Genomic DNA, 21,986 nt, shown 5'->3' on the forward strand with positions numbered 1-21,986 from the left:
GCAATAATGCCTGATGCGCTGCGCTTATCAGGCCTACAAACGACGTATTGATTTTGTAGGCCGGACAAGGCGTTCACGCCGCATCCGGCAAGTTGCATTGCCCAAATGCTAAATCTGGTGCTTTTTCAACAACGCGCGGAACTGATGATAGGTTAACCCCAGCAATTCAGCAGCGCGTTTCTGGTTATATTTTCCCTGTTGCAAACTGAGTTGCAGCAACTCTTTTTCCTGTTGCATCTGAAACTCGCGTAAATCCAGCGGCAGCGTCGGAAGCGAGGTGGTTTCTGAAACGGCGATGGCTTCTTCAGGCGGGCGCCGTTTAAAGGGATCAATAATGATCTCATCAAGCGGATAATCGCTGGTGCCATGGCGATACACTGAACGTTCCACCACGTTTTTCAATTCGCGAATATTTCCCGGCCAGCGATAGTTCAGCAACGTTTCTCTGGCGCGCTCCGTAAAGCCCGGGAACAGAGGCAATTTGATTTCCTGACACATCTGGATGGCAAAGTGTTCTGCCATCAACATAATGTCGCTTTCGCGTTCGCGCAGTGGCGGCAGTTGCACTACATCGAAAGCCAGGCGGTCCAGCAGGTCCGCGCGAAATGTACCTTCATTGACCATCGCCGGAAGATCGGCATTTGTCGCACATACCAGCCGCACATTGACCTGCAATGGCTGGCTGCCGCCGACGCGCTCCAGTTCGCCATACTCAATCACGCGCAATAACTTTTCCTGCACCATCATCGGTGCCGTAGCGAGTTCATCAAGAAACAGCGTACCGCCATCGGCACGTTCAAATCGTCCGGGATGACGTTTTTGCGCGCCAGTAAACGCGCCCGCTTCGTGACCGAACAATTCAGAATCCAGCAGATTTTCATTTAACGCCGCGCAGTTAAGGGAAATAAACGGCCCCTGCCAACGGGAGGAGAGATAATGCAAACGGCTGGCAATCAGTTCTTTACCCGTGCCGCGCTCGCCAATGATAAGCACTGGTTTGTCCAGCGGTGCGAGATGCGACACCTGCTCCAGCACTTCGAGAAAACTATTCGCTTCACCGAGTAAGTTATCTTTGTATTCTGCCATGATGAAATTCGCCACTTGTTAGTGTAATTCGCTAATTCATCCTGGCATGTTGCTGTTGAATCTTCAATCAGATCTTTATAAATCAAAAAGATAAAAAATTGGCACGCAAATTGTATTAACAGTTCAGCAGGACAATCCTGAACGAAGAAATCAAGAGGACAACATTATGGGTATTTTTTCTCGCTTTGCCGACATCGTGAATGCCAACATCAACGCTCTGTTAGAGAAAGCGGAAGATCCGCAGAAACTGGTGCGTCTGATGATCCAGGAAATGGAAGACACGCTGGTTGAAGTGCGTTCCACTTCGGCACGTGCGCTGGCTGAAAAGAAACAGCTGACTCGCCGTATTGAACAAGCGTCGGCGCGTGAAGTTGAGTGGCAGGAAAAAGCCGAACTGGCACTGCTGAAAGAGAGAGAAGATCTGGCGCGTGCCGCGTTAATTGAAAAACAGAAGCTGACCGATCTGATTAAGTCCCTGGAACATGAAGTGACGCTGGTGGACGATACGCTGGTGCGTATGAAGAAAGAGATTGGTGAGCTGGAAAACAAATTGAGCGAAACTCGTGCTCGCCAGCAGGCATTGATGTTGCGTCATCAGGCTGCAAACTCGTCACGCGATGTGCGTCGCCAGTTGGACAGTGGCAAACTGGATGAAGCGATGGCCCGTTTCGAATCTTTTGAGCGCCGTATCGATCAGATGGAAGCAGAAGCGGAAAGCCACAGTTTCGGCAAACAAAAATCGCTGGACGATCAGTTTGCCGAGCTGAAAGCCGATGATGCAATCAGCGAGCAACTGGCACAATTAAAAGCCAAAATGAAGCAAGACAATCAATAATAACACCCAGGCGGCGTCCGAACGCGCCGCCGCTCATCCCTTAAGGAGTACTTATGAGCGCGCTATTTCTGGCTATTCCGTTAACCATCTTTGTGCTGTTTGTTTTACCGATTTGGTTATGGCTGCATTACAGCAACCGTTCCAGTCGTGGAGAGCTTTCACAAAGCGAACAACAGCGATTAGCGCAACTGGCTGATGAAGCAAAACGGATGCGCGAGCGTATTCAGGCGCTGGAATCCATTCTTGATGCTGAACATCCGAACTGGAGGGATCGCTAATGGCGGGTATTAATCTCAATAAAAAATTATGGCGCATTCCACAACAGGGCATGGTGCGCGGGGTCTGTGCCGGGATTGCTAACTATTTTGATGTACCGGTAAAACTGGTCCGTATCCTGGTGGTGCTGTCGATTTTCTTCGGTCTGGCGCTGTTTACCCTGGTTGCTTACATCATTTTGTCATTTGCGCTTGATCCAATGCCTGACAACATGGCATTTGGTGAACATCTGCCTTCCAGCAGCGAATTGTTGGATGAAGTCGATCGTGAACTGGCGGCCAGTGAAACGCGTTTACGCGAGATGGAACGTTATGTCACTTCCGACACCTTCACGCTACGTAGTCGTTTCCGTCAACTGTGAGGAAAGTTATGAATACTCGCTGGCAACATGCCGGGCAAAAGATGAAGCCTGGTTTCAAATTAGCAGGCAAGCTGGTACTTCTTACCGCACTGCGCTATGGCCCGGCGGGCGTGGCTGGCTGGGCGATAAAATCTGTTGCTCGCCGACCGCTGAAAATGTTGCTGGCTGTGGCGCTGGAACCGCTATTAAGTCGGGCCGCCAATAAACTGGCACAGCGTTACAAAAGGTGAGGGGAGTTTCGCAAAAATTGTTAAATCTCAGGCGTATAATGGATGGCAATTTTCATCCATAGAAGGACGCTCACATGTTTAAAAAAGGGTTACTTGCTCTGACACTGGTGTTTTCACTGCCCGTGTTTGCCGCTGAACACTGGATAGATGTTCGTGTTCCAGAACAGTATCAGCAAGAGCACGTCCAGGGAGCCATCAATATTCCTCTGAAGGAAGTGAAAGAGCGCATAGCTACCGCAGTTCCGGATAAAAACGACACCGTGAAAGTATATTGCAACGCCGGACGTCAGTCAGGGCAAGCAAAAGAGATCCTCAACGAGATGGGATATACCCACGTTGAGAACGTCGGTGGCCTGAAAGACATCGAAATGCCGAAGGTCAAAGGTTAAAAGAATTCACAACAGGCGGCGCTTAGGCGCCGTTTTCTTTTTCTGTCACACCTTATTTACATCCCCATAGATTATTTGCGTCAGCTCACAAATACGCTTTTTCCTTGAGAAAAATTGATTTCATGCGTGATTAAAGCCCATGTGCTCAATTGACAGTTTATTTTCTGCGGAGTAGTCTTTTGTTTCATGGGACCGCTACCACGGAAAGGCGACATGAAGCAGAAAATTACGGATTACCTGGGCGAAATTTACGGTGGAACATTTACCGCAACTCATTTACAGAAACTTGTAACACGTCTTGATAGTGCGCAACGATTAATTACACAGCGATGTAAAAAACACTGGGATGAAAGTGATGTTGTGTTAATTACCTATGCTGATCAATTTCACAGTAATGGTTTAAAACCACTGCCAACATTTAATCAGTTTTACCATGAATGGCTACAAGGCATTTTTTCTCATGTTCATTTATTACCATTTTATCCATGGTCATCTGATGATGGATTTTCGGTGATTGATTATCATCAGGTCGCCAGTGAAGCAGGGGAGTGGCAGGATATTCAGCAGCTCGGCGAATGCAGCCATTTAATGTTTGATTTTGTCTGTAACCATATGTCGGCAAAAAGTGAATGGTTTAAAAACTATTTACAACAGCAACCGGGTTTTGAAGATTTCTTTATTGCCGTTGACCCGCAAACCGATCTCAGTGCAGTGACTCGCCCACGTGCGTTACCGTTATTAACGCCATTTCAGATGAGCGATAATTCAACGCGCCATTTATGGACCACCTTTAGCGACGATCAAATTGACCTCAATTACCGTAGCCCCGACGTGTTGCTGGCGATGGTGGATGTTTTGCTTTGTTACCTTGAAAAGGGTGCCGAGTATGTTCGACTGGATGCCGTTGGCTTTATGTGGAAAGAGCCGGGAACAAGCTGCATCCATCTGGAAAAAACGCATCTGATAATCAAACTGTTACGGGCAATTATTGATGACGTCGCGCCGGGTACAGTGATCATTACCGAGACAAATGTTCCGCACAAAGACAACATTGCTTACTTTGGCAACGGCGATGACGAAGCGCATATGGTGTATCAGTTCTCGCTGCCGCCGCTGGTGCTGCATGCGGTGCAAAAACAGAATGTTGAAGCGCTATGTGCGTGGGCGCAAAACTTGACGTTGCCTTCCAGTAACACCACCTGGTTTAACTTCCTTGCGTCACACGATGGTATCGGGCTTAATCCACTGCGTGGCTTGTTGCCAGAGAGCGAAATAGTGCAACTGGTAGAAGCCTTACAGCAGGAAGGTGCGTTAGTAAACTGGAAAAACAATCCCGACGGTACACGCAGCCCCTATGAAATGAATGTCACCTATATGGATGCGTTAAGCCGCCGCGAGTGTAGCGACGAAGAACGGTGCGCCAGGTTTATTCTTGCTCATGCGATTTTATTAAGTTTCCCCGGCGTACCAGCGATATATATTCAAAGTATTCTGGGTTCACGTAATGATTATGCAGGTGTCGAAAAACTGGGGTATAACCGTGCGATTAATCGTAAAAAATACACCAGTGAAGAGATTGCGGCAGAACTGAACAATAATGCGACATTAAGGCACTCAGTATATCATGAGTTATCGCATTTAATTACGCTTCGTCGCAGCAATAAAGAGTTTCATCCGGATAATAATTTTTCCATCGATACGGTTAATTCATTTGTAATGCGAATTCAAAGAAGCAATGCAGATGGCGATTGTCTGACGGGATTATTTAATGTCAGTGAAAACATTCAGCATATAAATGTTATTAACCTGCACGGTCGGGATCTGATTAGTGAAGTCGATATTTTGGGTAATAAAATAACGCTGCGTCCCTGGCAGGTTATGTGGATTAAATAAAAAGGAATATCTCATGATTAAATCAAAAATCGTGCTGTTATCAGCACTGGTTTCCTGCGCCCTGATTTCAGGTTGTAAAGAAGAAAATAAAAATCATGTCTCCATCGAATTTATGCATTCTTCGGTGGAGCAGGAGCGCCAGGCCGTTATCAGTAAATTGATTGCCCGTTTTGAAAAAGAAAACCCAGGCATCACAGTTAAACAGGTGCCGGTGGAAGAAGATGCCTATAACACCAAAGTGATTACCCTTTCACGTAGCGGCTCGCTGCCGGAAGTGATCGAAACCAGCCATGACTACGCCAAAGTCATGGATAAAGAACAACTTATCGATCGCAAAGCGGTTGCTACGGTCATCAGTAATGTCGGTGAAGGCGCGTTCTATGACGGTGTTCTGCGGATTGTGCGCACCGAAGATGGCAGCGCCTGGACTGGTGTTCCAGTCAGCGCATGGATAGGCGGTATCTGGTATCGCAAGGATGTGCTGGCTAAGGCGGGGCTGGAGGAGCCGAAAAACTGGCAACAGTTGCTGGACGTCGCACAGAAACTGAATGACCCGGCGAATAAAAAATATGGCATTGCACTACCTACAGCAGAAAGCGTGCTGACAGAACAATCTTTCTCCCAGTTTGCGTTATCCAATCAGGCCAACGTTTTTAATGCCGAAGGCAAAATTACCCTTGATACGCCACAGATGATGCAGTCACTGACCTATTACCGCGATCTCGCCGCCAACACCATGCCGGGGTCCAACGACATTATGGAAGTGAAAGATGCCTTTATGAACGGCACTGCGCCGATGGCGATTTACTCCACCTATATCCTTCCGGCTGTAATTAAAGAAGGCGACCCGAAAAATGTTGGTTTCGTTGTACCAATCGAGAAAAACTCTGCGGTCTACGGCATGTTGACCTCGCTGACCATTACCGCCGGGCAAAAGACCGAAGAGACGGAAGCAGCAGAAAAATTCGTCACCTTTATGGAGCAGGCGGACAACATTGCCGACTGGGTAATGATGTCGCCAGGTGCGGCGCTACCGGTGAACAAAGCGGTTGTGACTACCGCCACGTGGAAAGACAACGACGTTATCAAGGCGCTGGGAGAATTGCCGAATCAATTAATCAGCGAACTGCCGAATATTCAGGTCTTTGGCGCAGTAGGGGATAAAAACTTTACCCGCATGGGCGATGTGACGGGGTCTGGCGTGGTCAGTTCAATGGTGCATAACGTCACCGTGGGCAAAGCCGATCTCGCTACCACGCTGCAAACGAGCCAGAAAAAGCTGGATGAGCTGGTCGAACAGCACTAAACCCAGGACAGGAATCTGCAATGAACAGGCTTTTTTCAGGTCGTTCCGATATGCCCTTTGCGCTGCTGCTTCTCGCGCCCAGCTTATTGCTGCTGGGCGGTCTGGTGGCCTGGCCGATGGTGTCGAATATCGAAATCAGTTTTTTACGTCTGCCGCTTAATCCCAACATCGAGGCAACGTTTGTTGGCGTGAGCAACTATGTGCGTATTCTCTCCGATCCCGGCTTTTGGCATTCGCTGTGGATGACGGTCTGGTATACCGCGCTGGTGGTGGCAGGTAGCACGGTGCTCGGGCTGGCGGTGGCGATGTTTTTCAACCGCGAGTTCCGCCTGCGTAAAACCGCGCGTTCGCTGGTGATCCTCTCCTACGTCACGCCGTCCATTTCGCTGGTGTTCGCCTGGAAATACATGTTCAACAACGGCTACGGCATTGTGAACTACCTCGGCGTCGATCTTTTGCATCTCTATGAGCAGGCGCCGCTGTGGTTCGATAATCCGGGCAGTAGCTTTGTGCTGGTGGTGCTGTTCGCCATCTGGCGCTACTTCCCGTATGCCTTTATCTCGTTTCTGGCAATTTTGCAGACCATCGATAAATCGCTGTACGAAGCGGCAGAGATGGATGGCGCCAATGCCTGGCAACGGTTTCGTATTGTCACGCTGCCCGCAATTATGCCGGTCCTGGCGACGGTGGTGACCTTGCGCACCATCTGGATGTTCTACATGTTCGCGGATGTTTATCTGCTGACCACTAAGGTCGATATTCTCGGCGTTTATCTCTACAAAACCGCCTTTGCCTTTAATGACTTAGGCAAAGCGGCGGCGATCTCGGTGGTGCTCTTCATCATTATTTTCGCTGTCATTCTGCTGACCAGGAAACGGGTGAACCTCAATGGCAACAAATAAACGCACACTCAGTCGTATCGGTTTTTACTGCGGGCTGGCGCTGTTTCTCATCATCACGCTGTTTCCGTTTTTTGTGATGCTGATGACGTCGTTCAAGAGCGCGAAAGAGGCGATCTCGCTGCATCCTACGCTGCTGCCGCAGCAGTGGACGCTGGAGCATTACGTCGACATTTTTAATCCGGTGATTTTCCCCTTTGTCGACTACTTCCGTAACAGCATGGTGGTGTCGGTGGCTTCGTCGGTGGTGGCGGTATTTCTCGGCATTCTCGGAGCTTACGCGCTTTCCCGCCTGCGTTTTAAAGGGCGGATGACCATCAACGCCAGCTTTTACACGGTGTATATGTTTTCCGGCATTTTGCTGGTGGTGCCGCTGTTCAAAATCATCACCGCGCTTGGTATTTACGACACCGAGATGGCACTCATCATCACCATGGTGACGCAAACCCTGCCCACAGCCGTGTTTATGCTGAAAAGCTACTTCGACACCATCCCTGACGAGATTGAAGAAGCGGCGATGATGGATGGCCTCAACCGTCTGCAAATCATCTTCCGCATCACCGTGCCGTTGGCGATGTCCGGGCTGATATCCGTGTTCGTCTACTGCTTTATGGTGGCGTGGAACGACTATCTGTTTGCATCGATTTTCCTCTCCAGCGCCAGCAACTTCACCTTACCGGTGGGCCTGAACGCGCTGTTCAGTACGCCTGATTACATCTGGGGACGGATGATGGCTGCCTCGCTGGTGACCGCATTGCCGGTGGTGATTATGTATGCGCTTTCAGAACGTTTTATTAAGAGTGGTTTGACCGCCGGTGGCGTGAAGGGCTAAAGCGGCCAGTTTCTTAACAAGGAGTTTTAAATGAAAAAGTTAGTAGCCACAGCACCGCGCGTTGCTGCGTTGGTTGAGTATGAAGATCGGGCGATTTCAGCCAATGAAGTGAATATTCGCGTGCGTTTCGGCGCGCCGAAGCACGGGACGGAAGTGGTCGATTTTCGCGCCGCCAGCCCGTTTATCGATGAAGACTTTAATGGCGAATGGCAGATGTTCACCCCGCGTCCGGCAGATGCGCCGCGCGGCATTGAATTCGGTAAGTTCCAGCTTGGCAATATGGTTGTGGGCGACATTATCGAATGCGGCAGCGACGTTACCGACTACGCGGTGGGCGACAGCGTATGCGGTTATGGTCCGCTTTCCGAAACGGTCATCTTTAACGCGGTGAATAACTACAAACTGCGCAAGATGCCGACAGGTAGCTCGTGGAAAAACGCCGTTTGCTATGACCCGGCGCAGTTTGCCATGAGCGGTGTGCGCGATGCCAATGTGCGCGTGGGTGACTTTGTAGTGGTAGTGGGCCTTGGCGCGATCGGTCAAATTGCCATTCAACTGGCAAAACGTGCTGGCGCTTCGGTGGTGATTGGCGTCGATCCTATCGCTCATCGCTGTGATATCGCTCGTCGCCACGGCGCGGATTTCTGCCTTAACCCCATCGGCACTGACGTAGGTAAAGAGATTAAAACGCTGACCGGAAAGCAGGGGGCCGATGTGATTATCGAAACCAGCGGCTACGCCGACGCGCTGCAATCGGCGCTGCGTGGCCTGGCCTACGGCGGCACCATCTCTTATGTCGCGTTTGCCAAACCGTTTGCCGAAGGTTTTAACCTCGGACGCGAAGCACATTTCAATAACGCCAAAATTGTCTTCTCGCGCGCGTGCAGCGAACCGAACCCGGATTATCCGCGCTGGAGTCGCAAGCGTATCGAAGAAACCTGCTGGGAATTGCTGATGAACGGTTATCTCAATTGTGAAGATTTAATCGACCCGGTGGTGACCTTTGCCAACAGCCCGGAAAGCTACATGCAGTATGTCGACCAGCATCCGGAACAGAGCATCAAAATGGGCGTCACGTTTTAATTCTAAGGACTGGAAAAATGAAAATAGGCACACAGAATCAGGCGTTCTTCCCGGAAAATATCCGCGAGAAATTTCGTTATATCAAAGAGATGGGTTTCGATGGTTTTGAGATTGACGGCAAACTGCTGGTTAATAATATCGATGAAGTCAAAGCCGCAATTAAAGAAACCGGTTTACCAGTGACCACCGCCTGCGGCGGCTATGACGGCTGGATTGGCGACTTTATCGAAGAGCGTCGTCTTAATGGCTTAAAGCAGATCGAGCGCATTCTCGAAGCGCTGGCAGAAGTGGGCGGTAAAGGTATCGTCGTGCCAGCTGCGTGGGGCATGTTTACCTTCCGCTTACCGCCGATGACCTCGCCGCGCAGCCTGGACGGCGATCGTAAAATGGTGAGTGATTCCCTGCGCGTACTGGAACAGGTGGCCGCGCGTACTGGAACGGTGGTTTATCTCGAACCGTTAAACCGCTATCAGGATCACATGATCAATACCCTCGCCGATGCTCGTCGTTACATCGTCGAAAACAATCTTAAACATGTACAGATTATCGGCGATTTCTATCACATGAATATCGAAGAAGATAATCTGGCGCAGGCGCTGCACGACAACCGCGATCTGCTCGGACATGTGCATATTGCAGATAACCATCGCTACCAGCCGGGTAGCGGCACCCTCGATTTCCACGCGCTGTTTGAACAGCTGCGCGCCGACAACTATCAGGGCTATGTGGTGTATGAAGGGCGCATCCGGGCAGAAGATCCTGCCCAGGCGTACCGTGATTCTTTGACCTGGTTGCGTACCTGCTAAGAGGTCTTTGTGAAAAGTGCAATGACAAGCTCTCCGCTGCGGGTCGCGATAATAGGCGCGGGTCAGGTGGCGGATAAAGTTCATGCTTCGTACTACTGCACCCGCAACGATCTGGAACTGGTGGCTGTCTGTGACAGTCGCCTCTCCCAGGCGCAGGCGCTGGCAGAAAAATACGGTAATGCATCCGTGTGGGACGATCCGCAAGCGATGCTGCTGGCGGTGAAACCCGACGTGGTTAGCGTCTGTTCACCTAACCGTTTTCACTATCAACATACCCTGATGGCGCTGGAAGCGGGCTGCCACGTGATGTGCGAAAAACCGCCCGCCATGACGCCGGAACAGGCGCGGGAGATGTGTGATACCGCGCACAAACAGGGCAAGGTGCTGGCATATGATTTTCACCATCGTTTTGCTCTCGACACGCAACAACTGCGCGAACAGGTGACTAATGGCGTGCTGGGGGAAATCTACGTCACCACTGCTCGCGCCCTGCGTCGCTGCGGCGTTCCCGGCTGGGGCGTCTTTACCAACAAAGAACAGCAAGGCGGCGGCCCGCTGATCGATATCGGCATTCACATGCTGGATGCGGCGATGTACGTGCTGGGCTTTCCGGCGGTGAAAAGCGTCACTGCGCATAGCTTTCAAAAGATCGGCACGCAAAAGAGCTGTGGTCAATTTGGCGAGTGGGACCCGGCAACTTATAGCGTCGAAGATTCGCTGTTTGGCACTATCGAGTTTCATAACGGCGGCATTCTGTGGCTGGAAACGTCATTTGCACTCAACATCCGCGAACAGTCGATTATGAACGTCAGCTTTTGCGGTGATAAAGCCGGGGCGACGCTATTTCCGGCACATATCTATACCGATAATAACGGCGAGTTGATGACGCTGATGCAGCGGGAAATCGCAGACAACAACCGCCATCTGCGTAGCATGGAAGCCTTTATCAACCACGTACAGGGAAAGCCCGTGATGATTGCTGACGCCGAGCAGGGATACATCATCCAGCAACTGGTGGCGGCGTTGTATCAATCCGCAGAAACAGGGACGCGAGTGGAATTATGACCAGGCCAGTAACCTTATCAGAACCCCATTTCAGCCTGCATACTCTGAACAAATATGCTTCGTTGCTGGCGCAAGGGAACGGCTACCTGGGGCTACGCGCCAGCCATGAAGAGGACTATACGCGCCAGACGCGCGGCATGTATCTGGCGGGGCTTTATCATCGCGCGGGGAAAAGTGACATCAACGAGTTGGTGAATCTGCCTGATGTTGTGGGGATGGCGCTTTTACTGAATGGCGAGATTTTCTCTTTAGACCGTGAAGAGTGGCAGCGCGAGCTTGACTTTGCCAGCGGAGAATTACGCCGCAGCGTTATCTGGCGCACCAGCGATGGCGCGCGTTACACCATCGCCAGCCGTCGCTTTGTCTCGGCAGAACAACTGTCGCTGATAGCGCTGGAAATCACTATTACACCGCTGGACGCCGACACGTCAGTGCTGATCTCAACCGGTATTGACGCCACGCAAACTAACCACGGTCGCCAGCATCTCGACGAAACCCAGGTGCGAGTGTTTGGCCAGCATTTGATGCAGGGGATCTATACCACTCAGGATGGACGCAGTGATGTAGCAATCAGCTGTTGCTGCCAGGTGAGCGGTGACGTTCAGCAATGCTATACCGCCAAAGAGCGCCGTTTACTGCAACATACCAGTGCGCAGCTTCACGCAGGCGAGACACTGACGCTACAAAAGCTGGTGTGGATCGACTGGCGGGACGACCGACAAGCCGCTTTAGAAGAGTGGGGCAGCGCGTCGCTTCGCCAGCTTGAAACGTGCGCACAGCAGAGTTACGACCAGCTTCTTGAGGCATCAACGGAAAACTGGCGTCAGTGGTGGCAGAAACGACGCGTTACGGTGAGTAGTGGCGATGAGCACGATCAGCAAGCGTTAGATTATGCGCTTTATCATCTGCGTATCATGACGCCCGCCCACGACGAGCGCAGCAGCATTGCGGCGAAAGGCTTAACCGGGGAAGGTTACAAAGGTCACGTATTCTGGGATACGGAAGTGTTCTTGCTGCCGTTCCATCTGTTTAGTGACCCGACGATTGCCCGAAGTTTACTACGCTATCGCTGGCACAACTTGCCTGGCGCACAGGAGAAAGCACGGCGTAATCGCTGGCAGGGAGCGCTGTTTCCGTGGGAGAGCGCTCGCAGCGGTGAAGAAGAGACGCCGGAATTTGCCGCCATTAACATCCGTACCGGGCTACGGCAAAAAGTGGCCTCGGCGCAGGCGGAACACCATCTGGTCGCCGATATCGCCTGGGCGGTTATTCAATATTGGCAGGTCACGGGGGATGAAAGTTTCATTGCTCATGAAGGTATGGCGCTACTGCTGGAGACTGCGAAATTCTGGATTAGCCGCGCGGTGAGAGTTAACGACCGTCTGGAGATTCATGATGTTATTGGGCCAGACGAATATACCGAACATGTCAATAATAACGCTTACACCAGTTATATGGCCTGCTACAACGTCCAACAGGCGCTGAATATTGCCCGCCAATTCGGCTGTAGCGACGACGTGTTTGTTCATCGCGCCGAAATGTTCCTCAAAGAACTGTGGATGCCAGAAATTCAGCCTGACGGCGTTTTGCCGCAGGATGATTCGTTTATGGCTAAACAGGTGATAAATCTGGCGAAATACAAAGCGGCGGCGGGGAAGCAAACCATTCTGCTGGATTATTCACGCGCAGAAGTGAACGAGATGCAAATCCTCAAGCAGGCCGATGTGGTGATGCTCAATTACATGCTGCCAGAGCAATTTTCAGCGGCATCGTGTCTGGCCAATCTGCAATTTTATGAGCCGCGCACCATTCACGACTCGTCATTGAGTAAAGCGATCCACGGCATTGTTGCCGCTCGTTGCGGCCTGCTGGCGCAGAGTTATCAGTTCTGGCGCGAGGGTACTGAAATTGACCTTGGCGCTGACCCGCATAGCTGTGACGACGGCATCCACGCTGCTGCAACCGGGGCTATCTGGCTGGGCGCGATTCAGGGTTTTGCCGGGGTGAGTGTGCGTGACGGTGAATTACATTTGAATCCGGCATTACCTGAGCAGTGGCAACATTTGTCATTCCCTCTGTACTGGCAGGGCTGTGAATTACAGGTCACTCTCGACGCGCAGCGTATTGCGATTCGGACTTCTGCGCCCGTTTCACTGCGGTTAAATGGTCAGCTTATTACCGTGGCCGAAGAGTCTGTCTTCTGTTTGGGTGATTTTATTTTGCCTTTCAATGGGACCGCTACCACGAATAAGGAGGATGAATGAAACTGCAAGGGGTAATTTTCGATCTGGATGGCGTGATTACCGACACCGCGCACCTGCATTTTCAGGCGTGGCAGCAGATTGCCGCCGAAATTGGCATCACCATAGATGCGCAATTTAACGAGACTTTAAAAGGGATCAGCCGTGATGAATCCCTGCGTCGCATTCTGCAACACGGGGGCAAAGAGGGCGACTTTAACTCTCAGGAGCGGGCGCAACTGGCGTATCGCAAAAATTTGCTTTACGTCCACTCACTGCGTGAACTGACGGTTAACGCCGTTCTGCCTGGCATTCGCTCTTTGCTGGCAGATCTCCGCGCACAACAGATCCCGGTAGGGCTGGCTTCTGTCTCCCTGAATGCCCCGACGATCTTAGCGGCGCTGGAGCTGAACGAGTTTTTCACTTTCTGCGCGGATGCCTCACAGCTTAAAAACTCGAAACCGGATCCGGAAATCTTTCTCGCCGCCTGTGCAGGACTGGGCGTGCCGCCACAGGCATGTATCGGCATTGAAGATGCGCAGGCGGGTATTGACGCGATTAATGCGTCCGGAATGCGTTCGGTTGGGATCGGCGCGGGCTTAACCGGGGCGCAATTACTGTTGCCCTCTACGGAATCTCTGACCTGGCCGCGGTTATCGGCCTTCTGGCAAAACGTATAGCAAAGGAATCAACATGGCACAGCTTTCGTTACAACATATTCAAAAAATCTACGATAACCAGGTGCATGTGGTGAAGGACTTCAACCTGGAGATTGCCGATAAAGAGTTCATCGTATTTGTTGGTCCGTCGGGCTGTGGTAAATCGACCACGCTGCGCATGATTGCCGGGCTGGAGGAGATTAGCGGCGGCGATTTGTTGATAGACGGCAAACGAATGAATGACGTTCCGGCCAAAGCACGCAATATCGCGATGGTGTTTCAGAACTACGCGCTTTATCCGCATATGACGGTTTACGACAACATGGCGTTTGGCCTGAAGATGCAGAAAATCGCCAAAGAGGTGATTGATGAGCGCGTTAACTGGGCGGCGCAAATTCTCGGCCTGCGTGAATACCTGAAACGCAAGCCGGGGGCGCTTTCTGGCGGGCAACGCCAGCGTGTGGCGCTCGGGCGAGCGATAGTGCGCGAAGCGGGCGTGTTTTTAATGGATGAACCGCTCTCTAATCTTGATGCCAAGCTGCGTGTGCAAATGCGCGCAGAAATCAGCAAGCTGCATCAGAAACTGAACACCACCATGATTTACGTGACCCACGATCAGACCGAAGCGATGACCATGGCGACGCGGATTGTGATTATGAAGGATGGGATTGTTCAGCAGGTAGGTGCGCCGAAAACGGTTTATAACCAACCGGCAAATATGTTTGTTGCCGGATTTATTGGATCACCAGCAATGAATTTTATTCGCGGCACGATCGATGGCGATAAATTTGTTACGGAAACGCTTAAATTAACCATTCCCGAAGAGAAATTAGCGGTTCTGAAAACGCAGGAAAGTTTGCATAAGCCCATTGTAATGGGAATACGCCCGGAAGATATTCTTCCGGACGCGCAAGAGGAAAATAACATTTCCGCCAAAATTAGCGTGGCGGAATTAACCGGTGCGGAATTTATGCTCTACACCACGGTTGGGGGGCATGAGTTAGTGGTCCGTGCCGGTGCGTTAAATGATTATCATGCAGGAGAAAATATTACTATCCATTTTGATATGACCAAATGTCATTTCTTTGATGCAGAAACGGAAATTGCGATTCGCTGAACAAAAGAAAAGGGGGAAGTGATTCCCCCAGAACATTATAAGGAACAATAATGAAAAAGTTATTACCCTGTACCGCACTGGTAATGTGTGCGGGAATGGCCTGCGCACAGGCTGAGGAAAAGAACGACTGGCACTTTAATATTGGTGCGATGTACGAAATAGAAAATGTCGAGGGTTATGGCGAAGATATGGATGGACTGGCCGAACCGTCTATCTATTTTAATGCCGCCAACGGTCCATGGAGAATCTCGCTGGCCTATTATCAGGAAGGGCCGGTAGATTATAGTGCGGGTAAACGTGGAACATGGTTTGATCGCCCGGAACTGGAAGTACATTATCAGTTCCTTGAAAGCGATGATTTCAGTTTCGGCCTGACCGGCGGTTTCCGTAATTATGGTTATCACTATGTTGATGAGCCGGGTAAAGACACGGCGAATATGCAGCGTTGGAAAATCGCGCCAGACTGGGATGTGAAACTGACTGACGATTTACGTTTCAACGGTTGGCTGTCGATGTATAAATTTGCCAACGATCTGAACACGACTGGTTATGCAGATACCCGTGTAGAAACGGAAACAGGTCTGCAATATACCTTCAACGAAACAGTTGCCTTGCGAGTGAACTATTATCTCGAGCGCGGTTTCAATATGGACGACAGCCGTAATAACGGTGAGTTTTCCACGCAAGAAATTCGCGCCTATTTGCCGCTGACGCTCGGCAACCACTCGGTGACGCCGTATACGCGGATTGGGCTGGATCGCTGGAGTAACTGGGACTGGCAGGATGATATCGAACGCGAAGGCCATGATTTTAACCGTGTTGGTTTATTTTACGGTTATGATTTCAAGAATGGTCTTTCCGTTTCGCTGGAGTATGCGTTTGAGTGGCAGGATCACGACGAAGGCGACAGCGATAAATTCCATTATGCGGGTGTCGGGGTGAATTACTCGTTCTGATACTGTTGTAAATTGCCGGATGCGGCGCAAGCGCCTTATCCGGCCTACATCAGACTTTTATTTCAACGACATATGTGTGGCAACAGTGATATTCTGCGCTGATGGTTTTCCTGTAATTAAGCGGAATAATAACTCGCAGCTTTGTTGGCCTAATTCCTGCGTCGGGACATCAATACCGCCCGGCGCAGGCGTTAATATAAAGGATAGCGTTTCATTACTGTAGCCAACCACCGCTAACTGTTGGGGAATTACAATGTTTTTCTCTGCCGCAGCACGATAAATGCTCATTAATTTTAAACTGTCAGTGGCAAACACTGCTTCAGGCAACGGGGATTGACTTAATAATTGTCTTGCTGCTTTTAATGCCGTTTCATGAGTATAACCGCCATCGATAATCCATTCGTCACGTACTGCAACATTATGTGTTCTCAGACTCTGCTTATAGCCATTAACGCGATCAACTGAAACATGGACATCGAGCGGAGCATGCAAGCAGGCAATATTTTTATGTCCGTTCTCAATTAATGCATCGGTCAACGCAATACTGTCACCATAATTATCAGTATCGACTGAATAAACATGGGAGTATTGACCTTCAACTTTGCCAATTACCACCACCGGAATATCATATTTATCGAGTTGAGCGAAAAACGATTCATCCGCAGGCGAACTTAACATTATAATGCCTTTAATCATTTTCTGCTTAATTTTACTTTCGCATTTTTGCAGATCTTCCGCAGGATTATGCGACGTCTGCAGTATCACATCGAACCCCTCGTCTTCTGCTTTGGCGGTAATGGCATGTAATACTTCCGAGAAGAATGGATTCCCTGCGGTGGTTTTGGTGGAACGGGTGGAAATAACCATAATTGCATCAAAACCTGAAGAAGTCAGTGCGCGAGCCAGTTTGTTCGGCTGATACTCTAATTCTTCAATTGCTCGTAACACTTTTTCACGCGCTTCTGGAGAGATATTGGTTTGCTTATTCAGCACGCGTGATACGGTAGATTTTGATACGCCTGCAACCCGGGCGATATCATAAATAGTAGGGGACATAGGTCAGGAACTCCGTCCGAACGTGAATGGTGCACATCTTATGAAGTTCGCCCCTTGATGACAACACGGCCAGGTTGATAATCAGTGGCATGGTCCCCACATTTATAACCTTAATCATGGTTTTCTGGTCTTCAGGGCAGCACAGGACAGCAATGAAGCGACTTAAAAATGAACTCAATGCGCTGGTGAATCGGGGTGTCGACAGACACCTGCGACTGGCCGTTACTGGACTTAGCCGCAGCGGCAAAACGGCATTTATCACCGCGATGGTAAATCAGTTGCTTAATATTCATGCAGGAGCCAGGTTGCCGCTATTAAGCGCGGTGCGTGAAGAGCGCCTGCTGGGTGTGAAGCGTATTCCTCAACGTGATTTCGGCATCCCGCGTTTTACTTACGACGAAGGTCTGGCGCAGTTATATGGCGATCCTCCCGCCTGGCCGACGCCAACGCGCGGCGTCAGCGAAATTCGTCTGGCGTTGCGTTATAAATCGAATGATTCACTGCTGCGTCACTTCAAAGACACCTCCACGCTGTATCTGGAGATTGTGGATTATCCAGGCGAATGGCTGCTAGACCTGCCGATGCTGGCGCAGGATTACTTAAGCTGGTCGCGGCAGATGACTGGCTTGCTTAATGGTCAGCGCGGCGTGTGGTCGGCGAAATGGCGGATGATGTGCGAAGGCCTGGACCCGTTAGCGCCTGCCGACGAAAACCGACTGGCGGATATTGCCGCCGCGTGGACCGATTATCTCCATCACTGTAAACAGCAGGGGCTGCACTTTATTCAGCCAGGACGCTTTGTTTTGCCTGGCGATATGGCCGGAGCTCCTGCGCTGCAATTCTTCCCGTGGCCGGATGTCGATGCCTGGGGCGAGTCGAAACTGGCGCAGGCCGATAAGCACACCAACGCCGGAATGCTGCGCGAGCGGTTTAATTATTACTGCGAGAAGGTGGTGAAAGGATTCTATAAAAATCACTTCCTGCGTTTTGACCGCCAGATTGTGCTGGTGGACTGCCTGCAACCGCTCAACAGTGGACCACAGGCATTTAATGACATGCGTCTGGCGTTGACGCAATTAATGCAGAGTTTCCATTACGGGCAGCGTACGCTGTTCCGGCGCTTGTTCTCACCGGTTATCGATAAGCTGTTGTTTGCCGCGACTAAAGCGGATCATGTGACCATCGATCAGCACGCCAATATGGTTTCATTACTGCAACAACTGATTCAGGATGCCTGGCAAAATGCGGCGTTCGAAGGGATCAGTATGGACTGTCTGGGGCTGGCCTCGGTACAGGCGACCACCAGCGGCATTATCGACGTTAACGGCGAGAAAATCCCGGCTTTGCGTGGTAATAGACTCAGCGACGGTGCGCCGCTAACCGTTTACCCAGGTGAGGTCCCCGCGCGTTTACCCGGTCAGGCATTTTGGGATAATCAGGGCTTCCAGTTTGAAGCGTTTCGTCCGCAGGTAATGGATGTCGACAAACCGCTGCCGCACATTCGCCTTGATGCTGCGCTGGAATTTTTAATAGGAGATAAATTGCGATGACCGAACCGTTAAAACCACGTATTGATTTCGACGGTCCGCTGGAGGTCGATCAGAACCCTAAATTTAAGGCGCAGCAGACCTTTGACGAAAGTCAGGCGCAAAATTTTGCCCCGGCCACGCTCGAAGAAGCACAGGAAGAAGAGGGGCAAGTTGAAGCGGTGATGGACGCTGCTTTACGCCCGAAACGCAGCCTGTGGCGTAAAATGGTGATGGGCGGGTTGGCGCTGTTTGGCGTGAGCGTTGTTGGCCAGGGTGTGCAGTGGACGATGAATGCCTGGCAAACTCAGGACTGGGTAGCGCTGGGCGGTTGTGCCGCCGGGGCAATGATTATCGGCGCAGGTGTGGGATCGGTGGTGACCGAGTGGCGGCGCTTATGGCGCTTGCGTCAGCGTGCGCATGAACGCGACGAAGCGCGCGATCTATTGCACAGTCACGGCACCGGGAAAGGGCGTGCGTTTTGCGAGAAACTGGCGCAGCAGGCGGGAATCGATCAGTCACATCCGGCGCTGCAACGCTGGTATGCATCAATCCATGAAACGCAGAACGATCGTGAAGTGGTTAGTTTGTACGCCCATCTTGTTCAGCCAGTACTGGATGCACAGGCACGTCGGGAAATCAGCCGTTCGGCGGCGGAATCGACGTTGATGATTGCGGTCAGTCCGCTGGCGCTGGTGGATATGGCCTTCATCGCCTGGCGTAATTTGCGCCTGATTAACCGCATCGCCACTCTGTATGGCATTGAGCTTGGCTATTACAGCCGCCTGCGCCTGTTTAAACTGGTCTTGCTGAATATTGCTTTCGCGGGTGCCAGCGAACTGGTGCGTGAAGTGGGGATGGACTGGATGTCGCAGGATCTTGCCGCGCGTTTGTCTACCCGCGCCGCCCAGGGAATAGGGGCAGGGTTACTGACCGCCCGACTGGGGATTAAAGCCATGGAACTTTGCCGTCCGCTGCCGTGGATTGACAATGACAAACCACGTCTGGGTGATTTCCGCCGTCAGCTCATCGGTCAGGTAAAAGAGACGTTACAAAAGAGCAAATCGTCCGGCGAAAAATAGTGCACTTTCGGGCGCTGATCGGATACCTTTACGCCGAAGTGCCCGTTTATCCATCGTTGTGTCAATGTTTGTTGACAGAAACCTTCCTGCTACTCAAATAGTGTCATATCATCATATTTATTGTTCTTTTTCATGTGAAGGTTCCCATGCGTCTGGAAGTCTTTTGTGAAGACCGACTCGGTCTGACCCGCGAATTGCTCGACCTGCTGGTGCTAAGAGGCATCGATTTACGCGGTATTGAGATTGACCCAATCGGGCGGATTTACCTGAATTTTGCCGAACTGGATTTTGACAGTTTCAGCAGTTTGATGGCGGAAATACGCCGTATTGCGGGCGTTACCGATGTGCGGACTGTGCCGTGGATGCCTTCCGAGCGAGAACATCAGGCGTTGAGCGCATTGCTTGAAGCATTGCCTGAACCCGTGCTTTCTGTCGATATGAAAAGCAAGGTGGACATGGCAAATCCGGCGAGCTGTCAGCTATTCGGGCAAAAACTGGAGCGCTTGCGCAATCATACCGCTGCGCAATTGATTAACGGATTTAATTTTTTACGTTGGCTTGAGAGCGACCCGCAGGATTCACATAACGAACATGTAGTGATTAATGGACAAAATTTCCTGATGGAAATAACGCCTGTCTATCTTCAGGATGAAAACGACCAGCATGTCCTGACCGGTGCGGTAGTGATGCTGCGCTCAACAATCCGTATGGGCCGTCAGTTGCAAAATGTGGCTGCGCAGGATGTCAGCGCCTTTAGTCAGATTGTCGCCATCAGTCCTAAAATGAAGCACGCGGTAGAGCAGGCGCAAAAGTTGGCAATGTTAAGCGCACCGCTGCTGATCACGGGTGATACTGGCACGGGTAAAGATCTCTTTGCTTACGCTTGTCATCAGGCAAGCCCGCGTGCGAGTAAACCATATCTGGCGCTGAACTGTGCTTCTATTCCAGAAGATGCTGTAGAGAGCGAACTGTTCGGGCATGCGCCGGAGGGGAAAAAAGGATTCTTTGAACAGGCGAACGGCGGCTCGGTTTTGCTGGATGAGATTGGCGAGATGTCGCCGCGAATGCAGGCAAAATTATTGCGTTTTCTCAACGATGGCACTTTCCGTCGCGTTGGGGAAGACCACGAAGTGCATGTCGATGTGCGGGTAATTTGCGCGACGCAGAAGAATCTGGTTGAGCTGGTGCAAAAAGGCATGTTCCGCGAAGATCTCTATTATCGTCTGAACGTGCTGACGTTAAATCTGCCGCCGCTTCGCGACTGTCCACAGGACATCATGCCGTTAACCGAGCTGTTTGTTGCCCGATTTGCTGACGAGCAGGGAGTGCCGCGTCCGAAATTAGCTGCAGATCTGAATACCGTGCTTACGCGTTATGCATGGCCGGGTAACGTGCGGCAGTTGAAAAACGCCATTTACCGCGCACTGACGCAACTGGAAGGTTATGAACTGCGTCCGCAGGATATTTTGCTGCCGGATTATGACGCTGCAACTGTGGCCGTTGGTGAAGATGCAATGGAAGGTTCGCTGGACGAAATTACCAGCCGTTTTGAACGTTCGGTATTAACTCAACTTTATCGCAATTACCCCAGTACGCGTAAACTGGCAAAACGTTTGGGCGTTTCACACACCGCGATTGCCAATAAGTTGCGGGAATATGGATTGAGTCAGAAGAAGAGCGAAGAATAAGTGGGATAAATGCCTGATGGCGCAATGCCATCAGGCATAATAATTTACGCTTTCAGTACCGCGAGAGCTGCTTCGTAATCCGGTTCGGTGGTGATTTCATTTACCAACTGACTGAAAATCACATTATCATTTTCATCAATCACGACAACCGCACGTGCCGCCAGACCTTTCAGTGGGCCTTCAGCGATCTCAACGCCGTAAGCTTGCAGGAATTCAGCGTTACGGAAAGTGGAGAGAGTGATAACGTTGTTCAGACCTTCCGCACCGCAGAAACGAGACTGGGCAAACGGCAGATCGGCGGAGATGCACAGCACAACCGTGTTGTCGATTTCGGTTGCCAGTTGGTTAAACTTACGTACTGATGCGGCGCAAACACCGGTATCAATGCTCGGGAAAATGTTCAGCACTTTGCGTTTACCTGCAAACTGACCGAGGGTGACGTCAGACAGATCTTTTGCCACGAGAGTAAAAGTCTGCGCTTTGCTACCCGCTTGCGGGATGGAATTGGCGACTGTAACCGGGTTGCCCTGGAAATGAACGATTTGTGACATGATTATCTTTCCTGTTTACATATAGTTAACGTCACACCTAGTTTATGCTA

At 50.9% G+C, this 21,986-nt stretch carries 22 protein-coding genes; 19 read left to right on the forward strand and 3 right to left on the reverse strand.

Translation table 11 applies throughout. The features are described 5' to 3' along the window. Window positions 1-108: 108 nt before the first annotated feature. Window positions 109-1,086, reverse strand: a complete 978-nt coding sequence (gene pspF, locus A9180_RS06675; protein WP_064527518.1) for a phage shock protein operon transcriptional activator — start codon at window positions 1,084-1,086, stop codon at window positions 109-111. 166 nt (window positions 1,087-1,252) lie between these two features. Between pspF and pspA the strand changes: the two genes are divergently transcribed. The 16 genes from pspA to ompG all read left to right on the forward strand — a co-directional run bounded on the left by pspA (window position 1,253) and on the right by ompG (window position 16,033). Further along, window positions 1,253-1,921: a phage shock protein PspA gene (gene pspA, locus A9180_RS06680; RefSeq protein ID WP_000511033.1), complete on the forward strand. Its 669-nt coding sequence runs from the start codon at window positions 1,253-1,255 to the stop codon at window positions 1,919-1,921. A 53-nt stretch (window positions 1,922-1,974) separates the two neighbouring features. Further along, entirely contained in the window at window positions 1,975-2,199 is a 225-nt protein-coding gene (pspB, locus tag A9180_RS06685) for an envelope stress response membrane protein PspB (RefSeq protein ID WP_001274965.1), read from the forward strand. After that, a complete protein-coding gene (pspC, locus tag A9180_RS06690; protein ID WP_064527284.1) occupies window positions 2,199-2,558 on the forward strand; it encodes an envelope stress response membrane protein PspC in 360 nt (119 codons plus the stop codon). The genes pspB and pspC overlap by 1 nt, the downstream gene beginning before the upstream one ends. An 8-nt stretch (window positions 2,559-2,566) precedes the next feature. Continuing rightward, window positions 2,567-2,788, forward strand: a complete 222-nt coding sequence (gene pspD / locus A9180_RS06695) for a phage shock protein PspD (RefSeq protein ID WP_064527286.1) — start codon at window positions 2,567-2,569, stop codon at window positions 2,786-2,788. Between the two features lie 74 nt (window positions 2,789-2,862). Further along, window positions 2,863-3,177 (forward strand): thiosulfate sulfurtransferase PspE, encoded by a 315-nt coding sequence (gene pspE, locus A9180_RS06700; RefSeq protein ID WP_064527288.1) that lies wholly within the window; start codon window positions 2,863-2,865, stop codon window positions 3,175-3,177. A gap of 213 nt (window positions 3,178-3,390) precedes the next feature. After that, complete coding sequence (locus tag A9180_RS06705; protein ID WP_064527290.1) at window positions 3,391-5,070, forward strand: sugar phosphorylase; 1,680 nt, start codon at window positions 3,391-3,393, stop codon at window positions 5,068-5,070. A gap of 13 nt (window positions 5,071-5,083) precedes the next feature. Beyond that, the gene (locus tag A9180_RS06710; RefSeq protein WP_064527292.1) at window positions 5,084-6,376 is read left to right on the forward strand and encodes an ABC transporter substrate-binding protein; all 1,293 of its coding nucleotides are present in this window, start codon (window positions 5,084-5,086) and stop codon (window positions 6,374-6,376) included. 20 nt (window positions 6,377-6,396) lie between these two features. After that, the gene (locus A9180_RS06715; protein ID WP_001080777.1) at window positions 6,397-7,278 is read left to right on the forward strand and encodes a carbohydrate ABC transporter permease; all 882 of its coding nucleotides are present in this window, start codon (window positions 6,397-6,399) and stop codon (window positions 7,276-7,278) included. Further along, window positions 7,265-8,107, forward strand: a complete 843-nt coding sequence (locus tag A9180_RS06720) for a carbohydrate ABC transporter permease (RefSeq protein WP_064527294.1) — start codon at window positions 7,265-7,267, stop codon at window positions 8,105-8,107. The genes A9180_RS06715 and A9180_RS06720 overlap by 14 nt, the downstream gene beginning before the upstream one ends. Window positions 8,108-8,137: 30 nt before the next feature. After that, window positions 8,138-9,190 carry a zinc-dependent alcohol dehydrogenase gene (locus tag A9180_RS06725; protein WP_064527296.1) on the forward strand — a complete coding sequence of 351 codons (1,053 nt, stop codon included), beginning with the start codon at window positions 8,138-8,140 and terminating at the stop codon, window positions 9,188-9,190. 17 nt (window positions 9,191-9,207) lie between these two features. Further along, complete coding sequence (locus A9180_RS06730) at window positions 9,208-9,996, forward strand: sugar phosphate isomerase/epimerase family protein (protein ID WP_064527298.1); 789 nt, start codon at window positions 9,208-9,210, stop codon at window positions 9,994-9,996. 9 nt (window positions 9,997-10,005) lie between these two features. Beyond that, window positions 10,006-11,061 carry a Gfo/Idh/MocA family protein gene (locus tag A9180_RS06735; protein ID WP_074399467.1) on the forward strand — a complete coding sequence of 352 codons (1,056 nt, stop codon included), beginning with the start codon at window positions 10,006-10,008 and terminating at the stop codon, window positions 11,059-11,061. Further along, window positions 11,058-13,325 carry a kojibiose phosphorylase gene (ycjT, locus tag A9180_RS06740; protein WP_064527302.1) on the forward strand — a complete coding sequence of 756 codons (2,268 nt, stop codon included), beginning with the start codon at window positions 11,058-11,060 and terminating at the stop codon, window positions 13,323-13,325. Before A9180_RS06735 ends, ycjT begins: the two co-directional genes overlap by 4 nt. Then, entirely contained in the window at window positions 13,322-13,981 is a 660-nt protein-coding gene (pgmB, locus tag A9180_RS06745) for a beta-phosphoglucomutase (RefSeq protein ID WP_064527304.1), read from the forward strand. Before ycjT ends, pgmB begins: the two co-directional genes overlap by 4 nt. A gap of 13 nt (window positions 13,982-13,994) precedes the next feature. Next, window positions 13,995-15,077, forward strand: coding sequence for an ABC transporter ATP-binding protein (locus A9180_RS06750; protein ID WP_064527306.1), 1,083 nt, complete (start codon window positions 13,995-13,997; stop codon window positions 15,075-15,077). Window positions 15,078-15,127: 50 nt separating this feature from the next. Then, entirely contained in the window at window positions 15,128-16,033 is a 906-nt protein-coding gene (gene ompG, locus A9180_RS06755; protein ID WP_064527308.1) for a monomeric porin OmpG, read from the forward strand. A gap of 57 nt (window positions 16,034-16,090) precedes the next feature. Here ompG and A9180_RS06760 read toward each other — a convergent pair whose 3' ends face one another. Continuing rightward, complete coding sequence (locus A9180_RS06760; RefSeq protein ID WP_064527309.1) at window positions 16,091-17,089, reverse strand: LacI family DNA-binding transcriptional regulator; 999 nt, start codon at window positions 17,087-17,089, stop codon at window positions 16,091-16,093. 152 nt (window positions 17,090-17,241) lie between these two features. Between A9180_RS06760 and A9180_RS06765 the strand changes: the two genes are divergently transcribed. The 3 genes from A9180_RS06765 (at window position 17,242) to tyrR (ending at window position 21,385) form a co-directional block, all read left to right on the forward strand. Next, on the forward strand, window positions 17,242-18,639 hold the full coding sequence (locus A9180_RS06765; RefSeq protein WP_064527311.1) for a YcjX family protein: 1,398 nt from the start codon (window positions 17,242-17,244) through the stop codon (window positions 18,637-18,639). Continuing rightward, window positions 18,636-19,697 carry a YcjF family protein gene (locus tag A9180_RS06770; protein ID WP_064527313.1) on the forward strand — a complete coding sequence of 354 codons (1,062 nt, stop codon included), beginning with the start codon at window positions 18,636-18,638 and terminating at the stop codon, window positions 19,695-19,697. Before A9180_RS06765 ends, A9180_RS06770 begins: the two co-directional genes overlap by 4 nt. Window positions 19,698-19,843: 146 nt before the next feature. After that, on the forward strand, window positions 19,844-21,385 hold the full coding sequence (gene tyrR / locus A9180_RS06775) for a transcriptional regulator TyrR (RefSeq protein ID WP_064527315.1): 1,542 nt from the start codon (window positions 19,844-19,846) through the stop codon (window positions 21,383-21,385). A 44-nt stretch (window positions 21,386-21,429) separates the two neighbouring features. On the opposite strand, the gene tpx is transcribed toward tyrR, so the two are convergent. Beyond that, window positions 21,430-21,936, reverse strand: coding sequence for a thiol peroxidase (gene tpx, locus A9180_RS06780; RefSeq protein WP_064527317.1), 507 nt, complete (start codon window positions 21,934-21,936; stop codon window positions 21,430-21,432). Window positions 21,937-21,986 lie beyond the last annotated feature (50 nt).

Source organism: Escherichia sp. B1147, from assembly GCF_001660175.1.
Lineage (GTDB): Bacteria > Pseudomonadota > Gammaproteobacteria > Enterobacterales > Enterobacteriaceae > Escherichia > Escherichia whittamii.